Source organism: Micromonospora inositola, assembly GCF_900090285.1.
GTDB classification, from domain to species: Bacteria; Actinomycetota; Actinomycetes; order Mycobacteriales; family Micromonosporaceae; genus Micromonospora; species Micromonospora inositola.
In genome coordinates this window covers 6,327,202-6,347,881 of the sequence record NZ_LT607754.1, presented here as the reverse complement: position 1 = coordinate 6,347,881, position 20,680 = coordinate 6,327,202, and the positions used below count along the sequence as shown (strand labels likewise).

General features: G+C 70.6%; 18 protein-coding genes. 12 read left to right on the top strand and 6 right to left on the bottom strand.

Annotated features, from left to right (window positions below; translation table 11 throughout):
• Positions 1-8: 8 nt before the first annotated feature.
• The 3 genes from GA0070613_RS30150 to GA0070613_RS30140 are packed head-to-tail and all read left to right on the top strand — an operon-like array spanning position 9 to position 4,706.
• Positions 9-554, top strand: coding sequence for a hypothetical protein (locus GA0070613_RS30150; protein WP_089015382.1), 546 nt, complete (start codon positions 9-11; stop codon positions 552-554).
• A complete protein-coding gene (locus GA0070613_RS30145) occupies positions 538-2,436 on the top strand; it encodes a copper resistance CopC/CopD family protein (protein ID WP_089015381.1) in 1,899 nt (632 codons plus the stop codon). The genes GA0070613_RS30150 and GA0070613_RS30145 overlap by 17 nt, the downstream gene beginning before the upstream one ends.
• Complete coding sequence (locus GA0070613_RS30140) at positions 2,433-4,706, top strand: S8 family serine peptidase (protein WP_089015380.1); 2,274 nt, start codon at positions 2,433-2,435, stop codon at positions 4,704-4,706. The genes GA0070613_RS30145 and GA0070613_RS30140 overlap by 4 nt, the downstream gene beginning before the upstream one ends.
• Before the next feature lie 219 nt (positions 4,707-4,925).
• On the opposite strand, the gene GA0070613_RS30135 is transcribed toward GA0070613_RS30140, so the two are convergent.
• On the bottom strand, positions 4,926-5,534 hold the full coding sequence (locus GA0070613_RS30135; RefSeq protein ID WP_089015379.1) for an SGNH/GDSL hydrolase family protein: 609 nt from the start codon (positions 5,532-5,534) through the stop codon (positions 4,926-4,928).
• Positions 5,531-6,133, bottom strand: coding sequence for a hypothetical protein (locus tag GA0070613_RS32480; RefSeq protein WP_157746574.1), 603 nt, complete (start codon positions 6,131-6,133; stop codon positions 5,531-5,533). Before GA0070613_RS32480 ends, GA0070613_RS30135 begins: the two co-directional genes overlap by 4 nt.
• Positions 6,134-6,283: 150 nt before the next feature.
• Here GA0070613_RS32480 and GA0070613_RS32475 point away from each other — a divergent pair, with 150 nt between their 5' ends.
• The 3 genes from GA0070613_RS32475 to GA0070613_RS30125 all read left to right on the top strand — a co-directional run bounded on the left by GA0070613_RS32475 (position 6,284) and on the right by GA0070613_RS30125 (position 10,485).
• Entirely contained in the window at positions 6,284-6,433 is a 150-nt protein-coding gene (locus GA0070613_RS32475) for a hypothetical protein (RefSeq protein WP_197699011.1), read from the top strand.
• A complete protein-coding gene (locus GA0070613_RS30130; RefSeq protein WP_089015378.1) occupies positions 6,433-8,898 on the top strand; it encodes a glycosyl hydrolase family 95 catalytic domain-containing protein in 2,466 nt (821 codons plus the stop codon). Before GA0070613_RS32475 ends, GA0070613_RS30130 begins: the two co-directional genes overlap by 1 nt.
• Before the next feature lie 414 nt (positions 8,899-9,312).
• Positions 9,313-10,485, top strand: coding sequence for an ROK family transcriptional regulator (locus GA0070613_RS30125; RefSeq protein WP_089015377.1), 1,173 nt, complete (start codon positions 9,313-9,315; stop codon positions 10,483-10,485).
• A gap of 38 nt (positions 10,486-10,523) precedes the next feature.
• On the opposite strand, the gene GA0070613_RS34235 is transcribed toward GA0070613_RS30125, so the two are convergent.
• From GA0070613_RS34235 to GA0070613_RS30115, 3 genes are read right to left on the bottom strand one after another with little or no spacing between them, the layout of a single operon-like run.
• Positions 10,524-10,610 (bottom strand): hypothetical protein, encoded by an 87-nt coding sequence (locus tag GA0070613_RS34235; RefSeq protein WP_331716743.1) that lies wholly within the window; start codon positions 10,608-10,610, stop codon positions 10,524-10,526.
• A gap of 22 nt (positions 10,611-10,632) precedes the next feature.
• Positions 10,633-11,004, bottom strand: a complete 372-nt coding sequence (locus tag GA0070613_RS30120; protein ID WP_089016287.1) for a heterodisulfide reductase-related iron-sulfur binding cluster — start codon at positions 11,002-11,004, stop codon at positions 10,633-10,635.
• The gene (locus GA0070613_RS30115) at positions 10,953-12,107 is read right to left on the bottom strand and encodes an ROK family transcriptional regulator (protein WP_089015376.1); all 1,155 of its coding nucleotides are present in this window, start codon (positions 12,105-12,107) and stop codon (positions 10,953-10,955) included. The genes GA0070613_RS30120 and GA0070613_RS30115 overlap by 52 nt, the downstream gene beginning before the upstream one ends.
• A gap of 133 nt (positions 12,108-12,240) precedes the next feature.
• Between GA0070613_RS30115 and GA0070613_RS30110 the strand changes: the two genes are divergently transcribed.
• Entirely contained in the window at positions 12,241-13,197 is a 957-nt protein-coding gene (locus GA0070613_RS30110) for an acetylxylan esterase (protein ID WP_089015375.1), read from the top strand.
• A gap of 68 nt (positions 13,198-13,265) precedes the next feature.
• Here GA0070613_RS30110 and GA0070613_RS30105 read toward each other — a convergent pair whose 3' ends face one another.
• Positions 13,266-15,359, bottom strand: a complete 2,094-nt coding sequence (locus GA0070613_RS30105) for an alpha-galactosidase (RefSeq protein ID WP_089015374.1) — start codon at positions 15,357-15,359, stop codon at positions 13,266-13,268.
• Between the two features lie 278 nt (positions 15,360-15,637).
• Between GA0070613_RS30105 and GA0070613_RS32465 the strand changes: the two genes are divergently transcribed.
• From GA0070613_RS32465 to GA0070613_RS30085, 5 genes are all read left to right on the top strand, one after another.
• Entirely contained in the window at positions 15,638-15,808 is a 171-nt protein-coding gene (locus GA0070613_RS32465) for a hypothetical protein (RefSeq protein ID WP_157746573.1), read from the top strand.
• Positions 15,808-16,818: an ABC transporter permease gene (locus GA0070613_RS30100; protein ID WP_089015373.1), complete on the top strand. Its 1,011-nt coding sequence runs from the start codon at positions 15,808-15,810 to the stop codon at positions 16,816-16,818. The genes GA0070613_RS32465 and GA0070613_RS30100 overlap by 1 nt, the downstream gene beginning before the upstream one ends.
• On the top strand, positions 16,815-17,753 hold the full coding sequence (locus tag GA0070613_RS30095; RefSeq protein WP_231929570.1) for a carbohydrate ABC transporter permease: 939 nt from the start codon (positions 16,815-16,817) through the stop codon (positions 17,751-17,753). The genes GA0070613_RS30100 and GA0070613_RS30095 overlap by 4 nt, the downstream gene beginning before the upstream one ends.
• A 31-nt stretch (positions 17,754-17,784) precedes the next feature.
• Complete coding sequence (locus GA0070613_RS30090) at positions 17,785-19,449, top strand: type 2 periplasmic-binding domain-containing protein (protein ID WP_089015371.1); 1,665 nt, start codon at positions 17,785-17,787, stop codon at positions 19,447-19,449.
• A 112-nt stretch (positions 19,450-19,561) separates the two neighbouring features.
• The gene (locus GA0070613_RS30085; RefSeq protein ID WP_089016286.1) at positions 19,562-20,659 is read left to right on the top strand and encodes a mandelate racemase/muconate lactonizing enzyme family protein; all 1,098 of its coding nucleotides are present in this window, start codon (positions 19,562-19,564) and stop codon (positions 20,657-20,659) included.
• Positions 20,660-20,680: the final 21 nt, after the last annotated feature.

Sequence of the window (20,680 nt, the reverse complement as noted above, 5' to 3'; positions counted from 1 at the left end):
GTACCGCCATGAGCGATTCGCTCGGCCCGGCCGGCACGCGGGTTCCCCCGCCAAGGGGCCGGTGGCGCAGGAGCGGGCGCCGCGCGCGCCTCGCCGGGGGGCTCACCGGCGTCGTCCTGGCGATCGCGCTGACGGGGTTCGCCCTGGCGGCCGGGCGCGCATCGACCGACGGCGCGAAGACCGCCGACAACCCCGTCCCGGCGGCCTGGGCACGGCCGGTCGTGGACGCCGACAGTCTCGGCCAGCGCAGCGGGGTTCGGATCACCCGCGTGGCGGTGACCGGTGGCGGTGGCCTGGTCGACCTGCGCTTCACGGTCGTCGACCCGGAACTGGCCAACACCCTGCACGACGACGGCACGCCGCCGGCGGTGGTGGACGAGCAGAGCGGTCTGGTGGTCCACGAGCTGCTGATGAACCATTCCCACACCGGCGCGTACAAGACCGGCATCACGTACTACCTGGTGTTCGAAAACCCGGGAAACTGGATCCATCGCGGCGGCAGGGTCAGTGTGCTGCTGGGTAACGCGCAGGTGGAGCATGTCGCGGTCCGGTGACCCGGCCCGCTGGCCGGCTGCCAGGAACTGGTTACGGCTGCTCGGCGCAGCCGCCGCGCTCCTCTTCGTCCTCCTGCCGGCGCGGCCCGCGGCCGCCCACGCGGTCCTGATCGAGTCGCAACCTGCCAACGGCACGACCGTCACTCAGGTGCCCCGTGTCGCGCTGCTGCGCTTCAGCGAGGACATCTCGCCCGAGTTCAGTACCGCGTCGCTGCTCGACAGCACCGGCCGGACGGTGGAGGGAACCCGCATCGCGACCGACCGTCTCGGCCCTCGCCAGCTCGCGCTCCAGCTGCCGACGCTCGCACCGGGGACGTACGGCATCGCCTGGCGCGTCCTCGCCGAGGACGACGGGCACACGACGGGCGGCGTCGTGGTCTTCACAGTCGGGAACCGGCCGCCCGGCGGGCCGGCGCTGCAGGCCTTCGAATCGGGCGACGACCCGCCTCCACTCGATGTCGTCCGTCGGTGGCTCGGCCTGTGCCTGCTCGCCGGGTTGATCGGGGGACTGGCGGTCGCCGGAGTGGTGCTCCGACCGGTCGACACGGCGGCGGCCGAGCCGGTCCGCGTTGCCGTCGACCAGGCGCGCCGGCGGGCGCTCACGCTCGCGGCCGCAGCGGGCGGGCTGGCGGCGGTCGTCGGCGGTGCCGACCTGGTCGTCCAGACGTACCGGTCCGGTCCGCTCGGATTGTCGACGGCCGTCAGCCTGCTGTCCGACACCCGCTGGGGCCACCTCTGGCTGGCCCGCGAGGCGATTCTTCTCGCCCTCGCCGCGCTCGCCTTCGCCCTGCGATCCCCGGCCCGGGCGCCACACACTCGAAACCTGGGACCGTGGACGGCTGTCGGGGTGCTCGTGTCGGTCGCCGTGACGGTCGAGGCACTCGGCGGCCATGCCGCATCGGTTGGGCCGGCGCGCACCGTGGCCGTCGCCGCGGTCGCCGTGCACGCCCTCACCGCGTGCCTGTGGCTCGGCGGCGTTGCCACGCTGGCGGTGGTGCTCGCCCGCCCTGATAGATCGGCTGCCGGGCGGGGCGACCTGCTGAGGGCCGTCGGGTACCGCTTCACGGTGCTGGCCGCCGTCGGCGTGGCGCTGGTCGTGGTGACCGGGCTCTACAGCGCGGGGCGCGAGGTCGAGTCGGTGCGCGCGCTGGTCGACACGACGTACGGCCGGCTGCTGATCGCCAAGGGCGTGCTGCTGTCGGTGGCGGGCGGCCTCGGCCTGGTCAACGCCGCCCGAGTGCAGGGGCGGTTGGCGGCCCGGCTCGCCGCGCGGCCGTCACGGCGGCTCCTCGCGGCCGAGGCCGCGGCGGGTGTCGTGCTCCTGCTCCTGGCGGGAGCGCTGGTCGAGACACCTCCGGCCAGGCAGTCCGCGGCACCCGACACTGGCGTGCCGACCGCCGTGACCCGGAACGAATCCGTCGGCGACGTCGTGGTCTCGCTCACGGTCACACCCAACCGGCCCGGCACCAACGGGTTCACGGTTCTCGCCGCGAGCTCGCGCCGTCCGCCACCGGCGGAAATCGAGAGCGTCACCGTTGAGCTCGACGGCGGATCAACTGCCGTGCCGCTGCGCGAGATCGAGCCTGGCCGGTACTTCGGCACCGGCGACCTGTCGGGCCCCGGCGTCGCGCGGGCCACCGCCGTGATCCACCGCGGCGGAGCGCGCCTGGCGGTGCCCCTCGAGTGGTCGGTGCCGCCACCGGCGGCCTCGCCGCCGCGGTCCCGCGACCGTCTCGCCCCGATCGCAAACGCGGCGGCGGCCGTCGTGATCGGCGTGCTGGCGGTGCTCGCCGGCTGGCGCCTGACGAAGGTGCGGCGCCGCCGGCCGGTCGCGGTGCCGGCCGGCGAGATCGAGCAGAGGATCCGGGAGGACGTCCGATGAAGCGCAAGGTCATGGCGGCCGCTCTCGTCACGGCGTTGGTGGCCCCCGCGACGGCGGGCCTTCCGGTCGCGGCGTCGCCCGCCGAAGCCGGTCCAACTGCGTCCGCGGGACGCGCCGGAATGGTGAAGGCCATCGTGGTGCTCAGGTCCCAGCTCAACCCGAGCACCGTCGTGACGCCGTCCCGCCGGCAGCGCCAGGTCGCGCTCGTGCGTGCCCTGCGCGCTCGGGCGGCCGCCGATCAGACCGGCGTGCTCGGCCTGCTCGCCAGGCGACGGGCACAGGGCCTGGTGGCTGACGCGGTGCCCCTGTGGGTGGTCAACGCGGTCGCGGTCGTCGCCCAACCGTCGGTGATCGCCGAGCTCGCGGCACGGCCGGACGTGCGCGAGATCGGTCCCGACCGTACAGTCCAGGCCCCGCCGTCGACGGTCGGCTCGTCGACCGCCGACGCGCCCGTGGAGCCGAACGTCGAGGCGGTCAACGCCCCGGCGCTGTGGAGCCTCGGCCTCACCGGCCAGGGGACCGTCGTAGCTACGATGGACACCGGAGTGGACGGCAGCCATCCGGAACTGGCCGCGAGCTGGCGCGGCGGCAGCAACAGCTGGTACGACCCGAACGGCGAGCACCCGGCGGTTCCGACCGATGTCAACGGGCACGGAACGGCGACGATGGGCGTGATGGTCGGAGGTTCGGCGGGGGGCACGTCGATCGGCGTCGCGCCGGGCGCGAAGTGGATCGCCGTGAAGATCTTCAACGACCGCGGCAGCACGACCACGTCGCGGATCCATCTGGGCTTCCAGTGGCTGCTCGACCCGGACGGCAACCCGGCCACGCCCGACGCGCCCGACGTGGTCAACAACTCGTGGAGCGGCAGCATCGGCGGGTGCAACCTCGACTTCCAGCCCGATCTGCGCAACCTGCGGGCGGCCGGCATCATGCCGGTGTTCTCCGCCGGCAACTACGGGCCCGATCCCTCCACCGTGCTCAGCCCGGCCAACAACCCGGAAGCCCTCGCCGTGGGTGCCGCCGACGACGCGGGGGTCATCGATCCCTCGAGCAGTCGCGGCCCGTCCGCCTGTGACCAGGCGATCGCGCCGCGGCTCAGCGCGCCCGGCGTCGGCGTTCGGACCACCGACCTGTACGGGGGCTATCGCGACGCGTCCGGCACGTCGCTGGCCGCGCCGCACGTCGCCGGTGTGCTCGCCCTGCTGCTCGGCGCGTTCCCGGATCTGAACGCGGACCGCCAGCAGGGCGCGCTGGAGAGCACCGCGGTGGACCTGGGGGAGCTCGGGCCGGACAACACGTACGGGTACGGCCGGGTGGACGCTCTCGCCGCCTACCAATGGCTGTCCACGGCGCCCGACTTCAGTGTGATGGCGTCGCCTTCCGAAGCGATGACCGTCCCGGGCGGCGGTGTCACGTACACCGTCGCCATCGCGGGCGTGAACGGCTTCGCCGACGACGTCGCGCTCGCGCTCGGCGGCCTCTCCGGCACACAGGCCACCTGGACGATCACCCCTGCCGCCGTCGCGGGTGGGACGGGCTCCGCACGGGTGGCCGTCACCACCGCGCCCACGATCGCGGCCGGTACCTACCCGCTGACCCTCACCGCGACGAGCGGAGGGCTGAGCCGGCCGGCTGTGGTGCTGTTGGTGGTGACCGCTCCGCCCGACTTCGGCCTCGCCGCGACGCCGACCTCCGCCAGCGTCGTCGCCGGCTCCAGCGCCTGCTACACGATGGGCGTCACCGGCCTGAACGGCTTCACCGGCACGGTTGCGATGAGCCTGGGCGGCGTGCCGGATACGGTCAGGACGGCATCGTTCTCGCCGTCGGTTGTCGTCGGATCCGGCAGCGCCACCCTGACCATCGGGACCTCCGGATCGGCGCCGCCGGGGACGTACGCCCTGACGGTGACGGGTACGAGCGGCTCGACCAGCCACTCGATCGGGATTACTCTGGTGGTCACCCCGGCACCGGGCTTCTCGCTGACCATCTCGCCGTCGTCGGCGACCGTGCTGCGGGGCCACACCGCCACCTACACGGTGTCGACCTCGGCGGTCGGCGGGTCAACGGGCGCGGTGGCATTGTCGACAGCCGGCCTGCCGGCTGGCTCGTCAGCCAGCTTCACGCCGAACCCCGTCAGCGCCTCCGGCGCCTCCACCCTGCGGGTGAGCACCACCAACCGGACTCCGCGCGGCACATTCACGATGCTCATCACGGGCACCAGCGGCTCGGTGGTCCACCAGGCAACGGCCACGCTGGTGGTCCGCTAGCCCCCGCTAACAAGGCCACGCCGGCGTCTCCGCTACCCCGGTGGCCGAAGACGCGTCGGGGCGGTCTCGGGGATCCTGGGCTCGCGATGTCGCGGGGGACACGCCGGCGACCGCAACCTGCCCGACCCGGCCCATCAATGAAACACGGCCTGAGGCCCTGTCCTGCCGATCATTTCGCGGGCACCGAGCTTCGGGCATGGGGCGAGGCGGCGCGTTACCTCAACGTCGGAGCACCGCCGTCAACTGGGAAGCCGCGTGTTCCAGCCACAGCGTCGCAAGCACCTCGTGACCGCGATGACTTGGGTGTACGCCGTCGGGCGCGAGGCCGGCTGCGTCGCCGACGGCGTTGAGGGCCGTGTCCGCCGGCACGAGCGTGGCCTCATACTCCCGCGCGAGGCTCCGCACGATCGCGATCTTCGGTTCGAGGTCGTCGCGCCAGCCGGTCTGCTCCGCCCGCACCGGGAGCAGGAAGGGCTCGATGAGCACGAGTCCGACGCGGTCGGCGGCGAGTGGCTCGAGCAGCGCGCGGTAGTTCGCCTCGAAGTCGGCCGCCGGGGTCGGGTCGTCGCTGTCGTAGCGTCGCCAGGTGTCGTTGACGCCGACGAGCACGCTCACCAGCGCCGGCCGCGCCGCCAGCACATCTCGGTCCCACCTTTCGCGGAGGTCGCGGCTCCGGTCGCCGCTGATCCCGCAGTTGAGCCAGTGCGCCTCGCTCCCCAGGGTCTCGGCGATCCGGAGGACGTACCCGTTTCCGAGCCCGGCTGGGTCTTCACGCCGCCCGCAGTCAGTGACGCTGTCGCCGGCGAAGAGGATGGTCGGCTCGTTCATGAGATCCTTCCGATGTCGATGAGCATCGCCTGCTGCGGGTTGAGCGTCGGCATGGGAACGCCGGCCCCCGCGAGCACGGCGCCGGAGAGTTCGATCGGGTGTTCGGCGGCGCGGGCTACCCACTCGGGGTCTCGCCCCTGGTGCCGGCTCGCCGCGCCGAGTTCCTCTCGGATGACGACCCGGTAGCGGGCGGTGCGGTCGAGTCCGGGGAAGCGGACCCGACCGGACTGACCGGGCGGAGGTCTGGAATCGCACCCAGGTGAACAACGCCGTCGAGCCGTCGCGGGCGACGGTGCCGTAGAGCGCGGTCGCGTTGGCCGCGGGGTCGTCGCGTACCCCTGCGCGTTCCCCGATTGCGCGGTGGTGCCCGACCAGCCGTCGTACTCGCTCGGCCACACGGACAGGACCCTGGGTTCGTCGGGCGAGTTGTTGAGGATGGCGGATTCCGCGGTGAGCCGAAGCTCCTCGTTGCGGCCGTCCGTCGGGCCTCCGAGATCCGCTCCCCAGTGCAGGACTCGGGGGGTGGGATGGTGCACCTCGACGATGAAAGCCGTGCCTCCGGCACGGATGGCGATTACGGCGTCGGTGCCGGAAAGCATCGGTGACGGCCTCCGTGGACGGCTACCGGAAGGTTACTTGACGCCGTAAATTAATCATGTTTACGCTGTCGCGGCAAGCGAAGGACGAGATCGGGCACCTCGCCGTCGAGCACGGCGCGACAGGTCGAACATGCGGGAGCGGGAAGACCAATGGCGCTCTTGGAAACAACGGCTCGCGAAACGCGGCCACCGCAGCAGGCGATGGCGGCGACGCTCGTCGCGGCCCTGCCGATGCTCGGGCTGTTCATGGTCTTCGGCCGGCGCATCGTCAACTCCATCGGCTTCTCCGGGATCAAGTGATGGCCGAGACGCTCCGCCTCGCCTGGCGGCAACCCGCACGCGAGTGGGTCGAGGCCACGCCCCTCGGCAACGGCCGCATCGGCGCGATGGTCTTCGGCGGCGCTCAGACCCGCATCCAGGTCAACGACGCGACCATCTGGTCTGGCCGCCCCGACGGGCCGGCCGACGCGCTCGCCGATCTCGTCGCTGGCGGAGCCGGACCCGAACGCCTCGCCGAGATCCGGTCGGCGGTCGACGCCGGAGACCTCCGACGTGCCGAAGCGCTCCTGATGAGTTTCGAGGGCCCGTACTCCCAGGAGTTCCTGCCGTTCGTCGACCTGGAACTCGAGACGCACGGCGCGGCCATCGCGAAAGGCCGGCCCGCCCGCATCCTCGACCTCGACGAGGCGCACGTGACCGAAGCGCTCGCGATCGACGGCGCCACCGCCACGCGCCGCACCTTCGTCTCCGCGCCCGCCGGTTGCCTGTTCGTCGAGTACCTCGCCGACCGTCCGGTGCTCGACGTCGACGTACGCCTGTCGGCGCGCCTTCGCGAGGCGGGACGCGACACCGCCGCGACCGGTATCACCCTCGACGTGGTCGCGCCGGTCGACGGTGCCCCCCTGCACGAACCGGCGGTGGAGCCGGCTCATCGCTACCTCGCCCTCGAGGCCGACGGCTTCGACCACTTCGCGGCCGCGGCGCTCGCGGTGCGAAGCGACGGAACCGAGGGGTTCGCCGGCGAGACCCTGCGGATCCGCGGGGCGAGCCGGCTGCTGATCGCTCTTTCGACGTCGAGCAGGGCCGGACTGTGGTGGGCCGACCCTGACGGCGCCGACTGGCGGAGTTCCTCCCGCGAGGAGATCCGGGAGCGCGCGCGCTCGAACGCGACGGCCGCCCTGCGGCAGACGGCGCACGAGCGGTTTTCCGAGCACCTCGCGGACGTGCGGGACCATGCCTCGGGGGCGCGCTTCGCGATCGGCGGTCGGCGCGCCGGCACCTGGGACGTCGAGCGCGACATCCTCCAGGGCGACGACGAGGGCCTCCGGGCGTCCGCGCTCGCCGAGTACGGCCGCTACCTGCTCGCAGCGTCGTCACGCTCGGGCAACCCCGCCGCGAACCTGCAGGGGATCTGGAACGACGAGCTCAGACCGCCGTGGTCGTCCAACTACACGATCAACATCAACACGCAGATGAACTACTGGGCGGCACCGGTGGTCGGACTCGACGATTCGACCGACCCGCTGACCGCACTCGTGCGGCGAATCGCGAGCACCGGCTCCGACGTCGCGGCCCGCCTCTACGGCGCCCGCGGCTGGGTCGCCCACCACAACAGCGACTTCTGGGGCTGGAGCCTGCCGGTCGGCATGGGTCACGGCGGCCCGAGCTGGGCGATCTGGATGATGGGCGGCGTCTGGCTCACTCACAACCTCTGGGACCGCTACGAGTTCACCGGCGACCTCAAACTGCTCGAGCAGACCGTATGGCCGCTCATGCGGGGGGCAGCGCTGTTCTGCCTGGACTGGCTCGTCAACGACCCTGCGACCGGCCAACTGCGCACCATCCCCTCGACCTCGCCCGAGAACCTGTTCGTCGGCCCCGATGGACGGCCCGAAGCGCTCAGCGTCTCGACAACGACGGACATCGCCCTCATCCAAGCGCTGTTCGAGCGCGCCCGCTCGGCCATCGCCGTGCTCGGCCTCGACGACCCGCTCGACGGCGACCTCGCCGCCGCCCTCGAACGGCTCCCCGAGCTCGAGGCCGGCCCCGACGGCCAGCTGCGCGAATGGTCGACGGATGTCGCGGACGAGGACCCGCACCATCGGCACCTGTCTCCGCTCGTCGCGCTCTACCCGCTCGATCTCATCGACCCCGTCCGCACGCCCGAGCTCGCCGACGCGGCGCGCCGCTTCCTCGACGCCCGCGGACCCGGGGCGATGGGCTGGTCGTGGGCGTGGAAGATCGCGCTCCGAGCCCGGCTCGGCGACGCCGCCGAAGCCCGAGCACTACTGCTCGAGGCGATCACCGCATTCGACCGCGACCACCGCAGGCTCGCCCCCGTCGACGGATCCGAGTGGGGCGGTCTCCTGCCGAACCTGTTCAGCACGCACCCGCCCTTCCAGATCGACGGCAATTACGGGTTCACGGCGGCGATCGCCGAGATGCTCGTGCAGAGCCACCACGGCCGCATCCGGCTGCTGCCCGCACTGCCTGCGGAATGGCCGTGCGGCCGGGTAGCGGGGTTGCGCGCCCGCGGCGGACTCGAGGTCGACGTCACGTGGGCGGACAGCACCGTCGAGAGCGCCGTGATCCGCGACGTTCGCGGCGCCCCGCACCGGATCGCCGTCGAGCACGGCGACCGGCTGCTCGAACTCGAGCTCCCGGCACACGGTGAGGTCTCGCTCCGGCCCTCCGACCTTCGCCGCCGAGCGCATGAACGCGCCAGCACATCAAACCCACCACACTGTCCGACCGAGCGTCAGTGACGGCGCCCCGCCACCCCCCATAGTGAGGAAACTCGTAAAACCGCAGGGAATCGCATCGGCGCCAGCGCTCGTCGTCATGACCGTCACAGCGCTCACCGGCTGCTCGAACAGCGACGACTCCAGCAGCAGCACGGTCAGCATCAACCGTCAAGATCTCCCAGGCGCTGCCGACGGCCAACGGCCAGGAGCCCGCCGACACGATGCAGCCCCTCTTCGAGGCCTACTTCAACAGCGATCGTGACGAGAACGTGTTCCCGGAGATGGCGACGAAGACCGAGAAGGTCCTGGCCGAGTAACACCGATGCCGGGGCGGAGTCGGCGCATGCCGGTTCCGCCCCGCTCGCCGACCACCGTAGTGTCCGGAACGACGCGTGACCACGCCCTGACCGGCGTCGAACCAAGAGGGATCCCGGAATGAACGAAGCAGCTGCCGCAGTCTCGCTTCTCCGAGGGGCGTCCGCGGCGGCGGCCGAGGTCTTCAAGAGCATCCTCACACGGGGCCCGATCAGCCGCATCGACATCGCCCGGCTCACGGGCCTCTCGCAAGCGGCGGTCACGAAGGCGGTCGCACCGCTCATCGGGGCCGGCCTCGTCTCCGACCACCTCGAGTCGCAGCGCGACGGGCAGCCAGGGCGGCCGGCGAACCCGCTCATGGTCGTTCCCGATGCGCTGGTCTTTGTCGGCATCAAGGTCAATGCCGACGAAATCGTCGGCGTCGCGACCGATCTGACGACGAGCATCCTCGCCAGCGACCGGCGCCCGCTCTACTCCACCGAGCTCGACGTCGTCGTTGACGCCATCGAGGCGACCGCGACCAAACTCGTAGACCTGCTCGGCGTGCGAGCCGAACGCATCTGCGCCGTCGGGGTCACCGTCTCCGGCGACGTCGACGCGCAAAGCGGCATCGTCCGCGAGTCTGCGATCATGGGCTGGATCGATGTGCCGCTCGGTAAGATCCTGACCGGCCGCCTCGACCGCGACGTGCTGGTCGAGAACGACGTTCGAGCCCTCACGATCGGCGAGCACTGGTTCGGCGTCGGCGTCGGCACCGCCTCGTTCGCGATCGTCACGATCGGCCGCGGCATCGGCAGCGGCCTACACGTCAACGGCGAGGTCGTCGAAGGCGCCTACGGCGTCGCGGGCGAGATCGGGCACCTCCCGCTGACCTCGCCGGACCGGATCTGCCCCTGTGGCCGCCGCGGCTGCGTCGAGGCGGTCGCAGGCACCCCCGCCATCGTCGCCGAGATCTCCCGCGGACACGGCAACGATCTGTCGATCGACGAGGTCGTCGACCTGGCGCACAGCGGCGACCCGATCGCCGTCCGGACGTTCGAGCAGGCAGCGACCGTGATCGGCACCGCGATCGCGACACTGGTGAACCTCGCCGGGCCCGAACTCGTCATCATCGGCGGCGAGGCGGTGAGCGACTTCGACCTCTTCGAGGAACACCTGCGTGCCGCATATGCCGAGCACGCCTTCGGCGCGGCTAGCCGCTGCCGGATCGTCACGCGCCCGCACACCTTCGAGGACTGGGCACGCGGCGCCGCAGCCTCGGCTGTCCGCCGGCTGGCGGAGAACCGGGTCTGAAGCGCGGCCGGGAGCCCCAGGCCCGGCCGTGCCTTCGGTCAGCGGCCGGATGCGGTCGCGGTGTCGTCGGGGACCAGGACGACCTCCAGTCGGCGGGGTCCGTGCACCCCCTCCACCCGGTCCAGCTCGATGTCGCTGGTCGCCGACCTACCGGAGACCCAGGTCTGCGGCGCGCGGGTCGAGCCCGGCGACGGCCTCGGGCACCAGGCCCACGATCTGGCCGGTCGCCCGTACGCCGGAGCGGGCGCGGTCCAGGCCGCCGCCGATGTGGGCCAGGCAAGAGTTGTCCGCCGCCGCGAGCACCGCCGCGCCCGTCTCGCGTACCCGGGCGCACTTGTCGGCGAGCATCGCGGTGGACACCGCAGCGTTCTTCAGCGCGAAGGTGCCGCCGAAGCCGCAGCACTCGGTGGCGTCACCGAGCTCGACGAGGCGGATCCCGCGGACGTGGCGCAACAGGGTGAGCGGATTCAGGAAGCGACGAGCGCCTGGATGCTCACCGTGGCCGCTCCACGCGCCCATTCCTCGAATGGCAGCGGGCGGATCGACAACGGGCACTCGGCGGCGGCGCCGAAGGCCTGGCGCTCGAAGCCCGCGCGGATGTGGGTCTCGAACAGGTCGTAGGCGGCCAGGCCTTCGCCGGACACCACGATCCGGGCTGGCCCGACCAGGTTCGCGACCGCGGCGATGCCGCAGCCGATCGCGTTGCCGGCGCTGGCGAAGACGGCGCCGACGCGCTCATCGCCGCGGCGCGCCAGGACCACCGCTTCGTCGAAGGTGAGCTCCGGCCGGCCGGAGCGTTCCCGCGCCTGTCCGACGATGGCATCAGTGCCGGCGATGGCCTCCACGCAGCCGCGTCCGCCGCAGTGGCAGGTGGGGCCGTTCGCGTCGATGCCGATGTGGCCGATCTCGCCGGCGACGCCGTGCGAGCCGGAGACGAGCCGGCCGCCGATGACCAGGCCACAGCCGATGCCGGTGCCCACCGTGACGAGGGCGAACGACTCCGCGCCCACGCCCTCGCCGAACCAGTGTTCGGCGGTGGTCAGCGCCTTCACGTCGTTCTCGACCGTGACGGTGAGCCCGGTGAGCCTTTCCGCGCGTTCGCGCAGCGGCACGTTGTGCCACCGCAGAAATGGCGAGTACCGGACCAGGCCGGTGGTGGGGTCCACGTCGCCCGAAACGGCGAGCCCCAGTCGGCGGGTGCGCGCCCGGTAGCCGCCCGGGCTGTCGAGCAGTTCGTCGACGAGGTGGCCGAGCTCGGTGAGGACGGCCTCGACGTCGGGGTCGGTCAGCGGCCGGTGGATCGCGGTGCGTACCTGTGCGCACAGATCGCAGACGACGCCGATCAGCTCGTCAGCGGTGATCTTCACACCGACGAAGAACTCGCGGTCGGCCCGGACGGCCAGCGGGCTGGCCGGCCGCCCGGCACCCGGTCCCGTACGCTCGGTCGCGGCCAGCTCGTGCAGGTAACCCATCTCGATGAGTGGCCGTGCGGCCTTGGTGACGGCGGCGGAGGACAGCCCGAGCCGGCGAGCGAGCCTGACCCGACTGAGTGGTCCTTCGGTCAGCACCGCGGTGAACACGGCGGTTACCGCGGGCGCGACCATGTCCGCCTGGTGATACATGGCCCCTAACCTAGGCTTAATATTTAACTTCGTCAAGTATTGATTTCGGCCCTTCGGAAATCCTAGTCTCGGCGGCACTCATCCGCCCGTCACCGCCCTGCCTCGTCGCCCGTCTGAACCGGAAAGGCACAGCGTGGCCCTCTTCGATCTACCCCTCGCCGAGCTGCTCACTTACCGCCCGGAACGCGTCGAGCCGGACGACTTCGACGCGTTCTGGCGGGCGACGCTGTCCGACGCGGCGCGGCACGAGCTGAAACCGGAGTTCACCCCGTACGACGCGTTGCTGGCTCGCGTGCGGGTGCAGGACGCGCGGTTCAGCGGCTACGAGGGACAGCGGGTGGCCGCCTGGTTCCTCGCCCCTGCGGAGGTGGCCGGGCCGCTGCCGTGCGTCGTGCAGTTTATCGGCTACGGCGGCGGCCGGGGCCAGCCCCACGAGTGGCTGCTGTGGCCGGCGGCCGGGTACGCGGTGCTCGTGGTGGACTCCCGCGGGCAGGGCAACGGCGACACCCCCGACCTGCCTGGCGACGACACGCCGCAGCACTCCGGCCTACTGACGCGCGGCGTGCTGGACCCTGAGCAGTACTACTACCGCCGGTTGTTCACCGACGCGGTGCGGGCGGTGGACGCGGCTGCCGCCCACCCGGACGTGGACCCCACCCGGATCATCGTCGCCGGCGCCAGCCAGGGCGGCGGCATCGCGCAGGCGGTCGCCGGCCTGCACCGCCAGGTACGGGCCGCGCTCATCGACCTGCCGTTCCTGACCCACTTCCGGCGCGCCACCGAGATCACCGACGCTCACCCGTATCAGGAGCTGGCCGACTTCTGCGCGACGAACCGTGACCGGATCGAGCAGGTGTTCCGCACGCTGGGCTACTTCGACGGCGTCAACTTCGCGGCGCGGGCCACCGCACCGGCGCTCTACTCGGTGGCGTTGATGGACGACGTCTGCCCACCGTCGACCGTGTTCGCCGCGTACAACCACTACGCGGGCCCGAAGGAGCTTCAGATCTGGCCGTACAACAGGCACGAGGGCGGCGCGACATTCCAGCCACCGATCCAGTTGCGCTGGCTGCGCGACCTGTTGGCGTGACGGGTGCAGGTTCAGCCCGTCACGGCCGGCCCCGAACCTGATCCGTGGATGCGGCCGTGAGCCCTGGCTCAGCCCACCGGCCGCAGGTGGACGAGCGTGCTGGCGTGGTCGCCTGACGGCAGGTCGAGGGGCAGGCCGGACCGGAGCAGCACCGCACCCGGGTACGTCGCCCCCGTGTCGGTGTCCCGGTACACCGCCTCGGGCCGCACCGCGGCCAGCCGCAACGGGGCGGTTGCGTGGCCGTAGGGGCGGGTCGGGCACCAGGCGAGCACCACGTGCTCGTCGCCATGGGCGAACTGCACCGCGGTCAGCGTGCCGTCACCGCGCAGCCGGTAGGCCGTACCGTGCTGGACGACCGGCCGGATGCGCTTGTACGTGGCGATCAGCTCGACGGCCTCCTTGAGCTCGTCCTCGGTCCACGCGGTGAGGTCGCCGCCGATGCCCAGAACGCCGGCCATGGCGACGTGGAACCGGAACCGCAGCGGAGTCTCCCGGGCGGTGGCCGCGTTCGGGCTGTCGGTGACCCAGGCGCCCATGACCTGGGCCGGGTAGAGCTGGCTGAAGCCGTGCTGGATGTCGATCCGGTCGACCGGGTCGGTGTTGTCCGACGTCCACACCTGGTCGGTACGGGCCACGATGCCCAGGTCGGCCCGCCCGCCGCCGCCGGCGCACGCCTCGATGCGCAGGCCCGGGTGGTCGGCCCGCAGCTGGTCCATGATCCGGTAGACCGCGCGGGTGTGCTCGATCCACAGCCGGTCGGGATCGCCGTGCCCGGGCCACCCGGCCTCGGTGAACGGCCGGTTGGCGTCCCACTTGAGGAAGTCGATGTCGTGTTCGGCCACCAGCCGGTCGAGCCAGGCGTGGGTCCACTCGGCCGTGTCCGGCCGGGCGAGGTTGAGTATCAGTTGGTTGCGCAGCTCGGTGCGGTCGCGGTTGGTCATGTGCAGCACCCAGTCCGGGTGCGCCCGGTAGAGGTCGCTGTCCGGGTTGACCATCTCCGGCTCCACCCACAGGCCGAAGCGCATGCCGAGCCGTCGCACCTCCGCTGCGAGCGGGCGCAGCCCGTTGGGGAATCGGACCGGATTGGGCACCCAGTCGCCGAGGCCCACGTGGTCGCCGGTGCGGGCGCCGAACCAGCCGTCGTCCATCACGAACAGCTCGACGCCGAGGCTCGCGGCGCGCGCCGCCAGGGCCATCTGGCCGACCTCGTCCACGTCGAACCCGGTCGCCTCCCACGAGTTGTAGAGCACGGGTCGCGTCTCGTTCGGGTGGGACAGCACGTGCCGGCGCACGTACCCGTGCCAGGCGCGGCTGGCGGTCCCGAACCCGCCCGCCGTGTAGAGGCCGGCGAACACCGGGGTGTCCAGCGCCTCGCCGGGGGCCAGCGACCAGGTCAGGCCCTCGTGGCCGAAGCCGCCCGTCCAGGTCGTGCGGCCGACCGGGTCCCGGTGCAGGGCGATGCGCCAGCTGCCGCTCCAGGCGAGCGCGGTGCTCCAGACTTCGCCGTGCTCCTCGCCTGCCGTGCCGTCGTCTACGGCCAGCCAGGGATTGGCGTGGTGGCTGGTCATCCCGCGCCGGCTGGTGAAGACCGTCTCGGCCACGGCGACGTCGGTGCGTCGGAGCTGGAACTCGCTGTTCCAGCCGCCGACGAGGTGGCTCACCCGGTAGTGCGTCCGGTGCGGTGCCGCCCAGGCAGCGGAGTCGCAGCGCAGCACCGTGATCGGGGTGCGGTCGTCGTGGTTCTCGACGGTCGTCCACCGCTCGATCACGTCGCTGTCTGCGCATACCCGGTAGTGCAGGGTGAGGCGCAGTGGGTAGTGCCGGTCGTGCAGCCGGATGCGCAGGTGGCCCCCGTCGATGTCGTGGCCGGCGTACCGCCACTGGACGCCGCGGGTGCCGTCGGCGAAGCGCACGAGCAGGCTGGGCGGTCCGAAGCGGGCACCGCCTTCCACCGCCAGTTCGTCCACCGCGGCCACCGCCTCGAAACTGCTCGCCGCCGGGGAAATGCGCTCGGCGACCTTCACCGCCTCGGCCAGCGTCAGCATCGCTCCCCAGTGGACATTCCGCACGCTGTCGTCCTCGGCGAGCCGGATGGCGTACGCGGTGGTCGGGCCGCACAACAGCCACAGGCGGTGATCGGGATCGAACAACACAGGGGGCATCAAGTCCTCGGCGGTGGTGGGCGACGGGCAGATGAGTGCCGCCGAGAGTAGGACCCACGCCAGCCCAAATCAATACTTGACGAAGTTAAATATTGGCCCTAGGTTTCGGCCATGTTTCCCCCGGACCGTCACGGGTCCAGCCGCAACCCCGGCCCCCACCGGAATACCGCGGATTCTTCAGTCGCTCGTCGTTCCCTGGCACCACCCGCGTCAACTCGGCCATCGGCCGGCCACATCGCAATCGGCATCACCCCCACCCACCAGTAGGAGGTGTGACTGTGAGGTCACCGTCACGCAGCCCCGGCCAACCCGGCGGCCTCCCCGGGCGAGCGAGCCGCATCCGTACCGGCCCCTCGGCCCTGGCCGACCCGCTGGGCGCGACGCCCGCTGCGGGCGTCGTCGCGGCGCAGGCTGCCCCACCCGCCACCGATGACCTGCGGGTGGCCTGATGACGATCACCACGCCGCGCCCGAGTCCGCCGGCTGACGCGGCCCGGCCGCGGGTCCGGTCCCCCTGGCGCCGGACCGCGCCGAAGCGTCGGCGTAGCCGTTGGGCGCAGGCGCAGCGGTCCTGGCGGCTGCACTGGCAGCTGTACCTGCTGGTGATCGTGCCGGTGGCGTACTTCGTCATCTTCAAGTACATCCCGATCAGCTTCGCCGTCATCGCGTTCAAGGACTACAACGTCATCCAGGGGCCGTGGGGCAGTGACTGGGTCGGGTTCAGGAACTTCGAGCTGTTCTTCACCAACCCGGTCTTCGGCACGCTGCTGGAGAACACCTTCATCCTGGCGTTCTATCTGGTGCTGGCGAGCTTCCCGATCCCGATCCTGCTTGCCATCGCGCTGAACGAGATCGGCAACGGCTGGTTCAAGCGCACCGTGCAGATGGTCACCTACGCGCCCTACTTCATCTCCACCGTCGTGGTGGTGTCGATGACGATCCTCGTGCTGTCGCCACGGCTCGGCATCGTGAACGACGGGCTCGGGCTCTTCGGGGCCGAGCCCGTAAACTTCCTCGGCGATCCGAACTACTTCCGGCACATCTACGTCTGGTCCGAAGTCTGGCAGACCGCGGGTTACTCGGCCGTCATCTACCTGGCCGCGCTCGCCGGCATCGACCCGGCGCTGCACGAGTCGGCCAAGATCGACGGCGCTAGCCGGCTGCAGCGGATCCGGCACATCGACCTGCCGGGAATCATGCCCACCGCGGTGATCGTCCTGATCCTCGGCGTGGGGAACATGATGGCGATCGGGTTCGAGAAGGCCTACCTACTGCAGAACGATCTGAACCTGGCGCAGTCGGAGATCATCCCGACCTACGTGTACAAGACCGGCCTGATCAACGCGGACTTCAGCATGGCGACCGCCATCGGCCTGTTCAACTCGTTGGTCAACCTCTGCCTGCTGCTGCTGGTCAACTTCGCCGCCAAGCGGATCACCGGGAACGGACTATGGCGATGAGCACGCTGACGACATCGAGGCTGTCCAGGCTGCGGCGCAAGCCGGCGGCCACGCAGAAGATCCGTGAGCCGTTCGGCGACCGCGTGTTCCTGGTCGTCGTCACGCTCATGCTTGCCGTGCTGCTGGCGCTGGTGCTGCTGCCGTTGATCTACATCGTCGCCAGCTCGTTCAGCAGCGCCCCCGCAGTCAGCGCAGGCCGGGTGACGTTCTGGCCGGTCGAGTTCTCGGTGCGCGCCTACCGGGTCGCCCTGAGCAACCCGCAGGTCCTGCAGGCGTACTACAACTCGCTGATCTACGCCGTCGCCGGCACCCTGATCAGCGTCACGCTGACCGTGGCCATCGCCTACCCGTTGTCGCGCAAGGCGTTCTTCGGGCGCAACGTGCTGATGACCGCCCTGATCTTCACCATGCTGTTCTCGGGCGGCCTGATCCCGACGTACATGGTGGTCCAGGACCTCGGCATGCTGAACACCCGCTGGGCGCTGCTGATCCCCAACGCGATCGGCGTCTGGCAGGTGATCATCGCGCGCACCTTCTTCGCCCACTCGATTCCGGACGAGCTCTATGAGGCGGCGACGCTGGACGGGGCGAGCGAGCTGCGGTTCCTCAGGTCGGTGGTGCTGCCGCTGTCGAAGCCGCTGCTGGCCGTCCTCGCACTGATGTACACGATCTACCAGTGGAACTCCTACTTCGACGCCCTGATCTACCTCAAGGATCCCGATCTGTATCCCCTGCAGATCGTGCTCCGGAACATGCTCCTCACCACGGTCAGACCCGGCGCCGGGGACCTGGCGCAGCAGCTCGAACAGCAACAGCTCGCCAACGTCCTGAAGTACGCCCTCATCGTCGTCTCGAGCCTGCCCGTACTGATCATCTACCCGTTCATCGCCCGCCACTTCACCAAGGGCGTGCTGGTCGGCGCCGTCAAGGGTTAGCAGTAACTCACGATTGGAAGGGATTATGAAAATGAGCTCCGTCAACAGAAAAGGCATCGCACTCACGCTCGCCACGATGCTGGCGATAGCGGGGTGCTCCTCCGGCGACAAGGACGACGCCCCCAAGGCCGAAATGGGCCCCGAGGGCAAGGTCATCATCGATGTGTTCTCGCCGGCCGACGCGGACACGAACCTGGACACGAACCCGGTCACGAAGAACATGAGTGACAAGTTCAAGATCCAGTTCCGGTGGCAGACCACCACCTACGACGCCGGGCCGGCCAAGGAGAAGCGCCAGGTCGCGCTCGCCAGCGGCGACTACCCGGACATGTTCTTCCTGATCCCGTGGGTCGACGGGTTCAACAAGGCCGAGGTCCAGAAGCTGGGCAAGCAGGGCGTCGCCGTGCCGCTGGAGGACCTGATCAAGGAGAACGCGCCGAACATCCAGAAGGCGCTGGACTCCAACAAGACGCTCAAGGCGATGTCGACCGCGCCCGACGGGCATATCTACGCGTTGCCGCAGTGGGCCGACTGCTTCCACTGCACGTACCCGGACAAGCTGTGGATCAACAGCACCTGGCTGAAGAAGCTGAACCTGCCGATGCCGAAGACGACCGAGGAGCTGCGCACCGTCCTGCGAGCGTTCAAGACGCGGGACCCGAACGGCAACGGCAAGGCCGACGAGATCCCGATGACCACCGACACTCAGGACGGCGCCCTGATCGCGTACCTGATGGGCGCGTTCGCCTTCGACCCGGTCGGCGCGAACAACGGCGTCCGGTCGTTGCTGGTGCTGAACGGTGACAAGGTGGACACGCCGGTCAACAAGCCCAACTGGCGCGAGGGTCTGAAGTACATCAACTCCCTGTACAAGGAAGGCCTGATCGACCCGGCCTCGTTTACTCAGAACGCCGAGGCACTACAGGCGACCGGCAACAACCCAGCGGCCGTCCAGATCGGCTCCTCGCCCTTGCTGCATCCCTACATTTTCGTCTCGCCGGGCTCCAAGGACGGCCGGGACAAGCAGTACGACGCCGCGCCGCCGCTGACCGGCCCCGATGGCAAGAGCTACACCGGATACAACTACCCGACCTCGACCGGGTACACCTTCATGCTGACCAACAAGTCGAGCAACGAGGCGCGGATCGCCGCGATCAAGATGCTCGACTACATCTACACCGACGAAGGCCAGCTCCAGACGTGGGGTGGACCCGAGGGGGTCGCCTGGAAGAAGCCCGGCCCCGGCGACGTCGCGCTCGACCCGAACACCACGCCGATGTACAAGCCGTTGCCTGACGCGAGCGTCCCGAAGAACGTCCGGTGGGCCGCGCTGGCGCAGTACAACAACACCCTTGCCTTCCGCAATGCGCAGGTCGTCCCGCAGGACATCTACTCCGACACGGGGTACGAGCGGCGGCTGTTCCAGGCGACGAAGCTGTACGAGGGCCACGAGGACAAGGCGCAGGTCTTCCCGGAGGCCTCGGTCTGGGGAGACCCGAGCGTCAGCGCCGAGCTGGCGACCCTGAAGACCAACCTCGACAGCTATGTCAACCAGGGCCAGCTGGCCTTCATCACGGGGTCGAAGAAGATCGACACCGACTGGGACGCCTGGGTGTCGGGTCTCGACGGCGTCGGCCTGAAGCGGTACCTGGAGCTGAACCAGCAGGCCTACGACAGGTACAAGAACGGCAAGTGACACCGCGCCCAGCTGGTCGGCGCCGGTCGCAGTGCAGGCCCAGGCCGCTGCGGCCGGCGACGGCCGGCTGGGCACGCCGGTGTTCCGTACCACCACCAGCGGAGTACCTGAGATGCCAGTGAGGTCCCCGATCACGCATGCCGAGGCGTACCTGGTCGATATCGCCGTCGAGACCGTCCGCACGGATGCGGTGCAGGCGTTCGTCAAGCAGGAGACGGTTTTCGTCGAGATCCGCACGGCCGACGGCCAGCAGGGTACCGGCTACTCGTACACCATCGGGACCGGCGGCACCGCTGTGCTCGCGCTCCTGCGCGACCATCTGGTGCCCCGCCTGATCGGCCTGGACGCGGCCCGGGTGGAGGCGGTTTGGCGTGATCTCTACGCCAGCACCCGCGCCACCGCCGTCGGCGCGATCACCTCACTGGCCCTGGCCGCTGTCGACACCGCCCTGTGGGATCTGCGCGCCAAGGCCGCCGGGCTGCCCCTGTCGGTGCTGGCCGGCGGGGCCAAGGACCGCATCCCGCTCTATGACACCGAGGGCGGCTGGCTGCAGCTCAGCACCGAGGAGCTGGTCGCCGGGGCGAAGGCGTCCCAGGCGGCCGGCTGGCCGGGCGTCAAGCTGAAGGTGGGCAAGCTCGACCCGGCGGAGGACACTGAGCGGATCGCTGCGGTCCGAGCCGCCGTGGGCGCCCGGCTCGACGTGATGGTCGACGCCAACCAGTCGCTCACCACCGCGGAGGCGATCCGCCGGGCGCGGCTGCTCGAACCGTACGGGCTCGCCTGGTTCGAGGAGCCGCTGCCTGCCGACGACGTCGCCGGGCACGAGCTGCTCGCCCACTCGACGAGTATCCCGATCGCCGTTGGCGAGTCGATGTACTCGATCGGGCAGTTCGCCGAATACCTGCGCCGCCAGGCTGCGGGCATCATCCAGGTCGACGTCGCCCGGGTCGGCGGAATCACCCCCTGGCTCAAGGTCGCTCACCTGGCAGAGGCGTGCAACGTGGCAGTGTGCCCGCACTTCCTCATGGAGCTGCACGTGAGCCTGTGCGCCGCGGTGCCCAACAGTCGGTACCTCGAGTACATCCCGCAGCTGCGGGCGGTAACCCGGTCCGAGATCGCCGTCGCCGACGGCCACGCTCTCGCGCCGACCGCCCCCGGCCTCGGCATCGACTGGGACCGGGACGCGGTCGAGGACAGGAGAGTCGCGTGACCACGCCATTCTGCGTCAACC

Excerpts from the sequence above, each read along its gene's own strand:
- GA0070613_RS30150 (WP_089015382.1), top strand. The coding sequence starts at position 9 with ATGAGCGATTCGCTCGGCCCGGCCGGCACGCGGGTTCCCCCGCCAAGG.
- GA0070613_RS30090 (WP_089015371.1), top strand. The coding sequence starts at position 17,785 with ATGAGCTCCGTCAACAGAAAAGGCATCGCACTCACGCTCGCCACGATG.
- GA0070613_RS30145 (WP_089015381.1), top strand. The coding sequence starts at position 538 with ATGTCGCGGTCCGGTGACCCGGCCCGCTGGCCGGCTGCCAGGAACTGG.
- GA0070613_RS30115 (WP_089015376.1), bottom strand. The coding sequence starts at position 12,107 with ATGTATCACCAGGCGGACATGGTCGCGCCCGCGGTAACCGCCGTGTTC.
- GA0070613_RS32475 (WP_197699011.1), top strand. The coding sequence starts at position 6,284 with ATGGCGCTCTTGGAAACAACGGCTCGCGAAACGCGGCCACCGCAGCAG.
- GA0070613_RS30125 (WP_089015377.1), top strand. The coding sequence starts at position 9,313 with ATGAACGAAGCAGCTGCCGCAGTCTCGCTTCTCCGAGGGGCGTCCGCG.
- GA0070613_RS30100 (WP_089015373.1), top strand. The coding sequence starts at position 15,808 with ATGACGATCACCACGCCGCGCCCGAGTCCGCCGGCTGACGCGGCCCGG.
- GA0070613_RS30105 (WP_089015374.1), bottom strand. The coding sequence starts at position 15,359 with ATGCCCCCTGTGTTGTTCGATCCCGATCACCGCCTGTGGCTGTTGTGC.
- GA0070613_RS30095 (WP_231929570.1), top strand. The coding sequence starts at position 16,815 with ATGAGCACGCTGACGACATCGAGGCTGTCCAGGCTGCGGCGCAAGCCG.
- GA0070613_RS30140 (WP_089015380.1), top strand. The coding sequence starts at position 2,433 with ATGAAGCGCAAGGTCATGGCGGCCGCTCTCGTCACGGCGTTGGTGGCC.
- GA0070613_RS30085 (WP_089016286.1), top strand. The coding sequence starts at position 19,562 with ATGCCAGTGAGGTCCCCGATCACGCATGCCGAGGCGTACCTGGTCGAT.
- GA0070613_RS30135 (WP_089015379.1), bottom strand. The coding sequence starts at position 5,534 with ATGAACGAGCCGACCATCCTCTTCGCCGGCGACAGCGTCACTGACTGC.
- GA0070613_RS32480 (WP_157746574.1), bottom strand. The coding sequence starts at position 6,133 with ATGCTTTCCGGCACCGACGCCGTAATCGCCATCCGTGCCGGAGGCACG.
- GA0070613_RS30130 (WP_089015378.1), top strand. The coding sequence starts at position 6,433 with ATGGCCGAGACGCTCCGCCTCGCCTGGCGGCAACCCGCACGCGAGTGG.
- GA0070613_RS30120 (WP_089016287.1), bottom strand. The coding sequence starts at position 11,004 with ATGGGCGCGTGGAGCGGCCACGGTGAGCATCCAGGCGCTCGTCGCTTC.